General features: G+C 60.8%; 3 protein-coding genes. All 3 read right to left on the bottom strand.

Going from position 1 to position 1418, the window contains the following annotated elements:
• A partial coding sequence (locus tag NKJ73_RS33995; RefSeq protein ID WP_352572746.1) for a GFA family protein occupies positions 1–338 on the bottom strand: 338 nt, incomplete at its 3' end.
• A 20-nt stretch (positions 339–358) separates the two neighbouring features.
• Positions 359–631 (bottom strand): hypothetical protein, encoded by a 273-nt coding sequence (locus NKJ73_RS33990; protein WP_352572744.1) that lies wholly within the window; start codon positions 629–631, stop codon positions 359–361.
• Positions 628–1418, bottom strand: a 791-nt coding sequence (locus NKJ73_RS33985; protein ID WP_352572742.1) for a zinc-binding dehydrogenase, incomplete at its 5' end; no start/stop codon positions are given. The genes NKJ73_RS33985 and NKJ73_RS33990, both read right to left, overlap by 4 nt.

Below are 1418 nucleotides of genomic sequence, written 5' to 3'. Positions count from 1 at the left end.
TTGAAAGCGTGGTCGCGCTCGACCGGGCCGTGCATGTGGACGCCGCAGCCGGTGCAGGCATGGCGCAGGATCAGCGCGCCCGGATCGACGATCTTCAGCTTGTCGCCGTTTTCGGTCACCGTCACGTCGTTTGTACCGGCAACCGCCACGACCGAGAACAGCGCGCCTTCCGGCTTCCAGCATTTGGTGCAGCCGCAGGCATGGTTATGGGCGATCTGGCCCTTGACCTTCACCTTGACCGGGTTGCTGGTGCAGGCGCAGACCAGCGTGCCGCCGGCAAAGTCGGCCTTTTCCCGTGGCAGTCCATTGTCGATTTTAGGATGCAGTTTTTCCGGCATTTTTGTCTCCTCCCTTGGTTCTATGCTGGTTCCGTTTCGATTACCGCTTCATTCTCCATACGGTGTTCTTGCCTGACGCGCTCTACCACCTTGAGAGCCTTGCTCAGATATGTATCGCGCACGAGAAACGATATTTCTTCTCTGCCGCGGTCGATCTCATCGAGGTCGATGCGAACGCGGTTGTTATTCCTAAGCGCTACCCAAAGATGTTCGCCGAATTGCCAGCTCTGCATACTGAGCGACTCGCTGAAATTCGGATATCGGATCCGAACCCGGATCAGTACCTCCTTCAATAGACTACCACGCTCCTGATCGACTTGCCTTCATGCATCAGGTCAAAGCCCTTGTTGATGTCCTCGAGCTTCAGCGTGTGGGTGATCATCGGATCGATCTCGATCTTGCCGGCCATGTACCAGTCGACGATTTTCGGCACGTCGGTGCGGCCGCGCGCGCCGCCGAAGGCGGTGCCCATCCAGGTGCGGCCGGTGACCAGCTGGAACGGCCGCGTCGAGATCTCCTGGCCGGCGCCGGCAACGCCGATGACGACCGACTTGCCCCAGCCGCGATGCGACGATTCTAGCGCCTGCCGCATGACTTTGGTGTTGCCGGTGCAGTCGAACGTGTAGTCGGCGCCGCCGATCTGGTCGGCGCCGCGCTTGGTCATGTTGACGAGATGAGCCACGACATCGCCGTCGATCTCCTTCGGATTGACGAAATGCGTCATGCCGAACTTCTCGCCCCAGGCTCGTCTGTCGTTGTTCAGGTCGACGCCGATGATCATGTCGGCGCCGGCAAGGCGCAGGCCCTGGATGACGTTGAGGCCGATGCCGCCGAGGCCGAAGACTACCGCCGTCGCGCCTTGCTCGACCTTGGCGGTGTTGATCACCGCACCGATGCCGGTGGTGACGCCGCAGCCGATGTAGCAGATCTTGTCGAACGGGGCGTCGGCATTGACCTTGGCCACCGCGATCTCGGGCAGCACGGTGAAGTTGGAAAAGGTCGAGCAGCCCATGTAGTGGAACAGCTTGTCCTTGCCGATCGAGAAGCGCGAGGTGCCGTCCGGCATCAAGCCCTGTCCCT

This window comes from Mesorhizobium sp. M0074 (assembly GCF_040322975.1).
In the GTDB taxonomy this organism is placed as follows: domain Bacteria; phylum Pseudomonadota; class Alphaproteobacteria; order Rhizobiales; family Rhizobiaceae; genus Mesorhizobium.
Note: the sequence above shows the minus strand (reverse complement) of the source record. Positions and strands in the feature narration are given on the sequence as shown.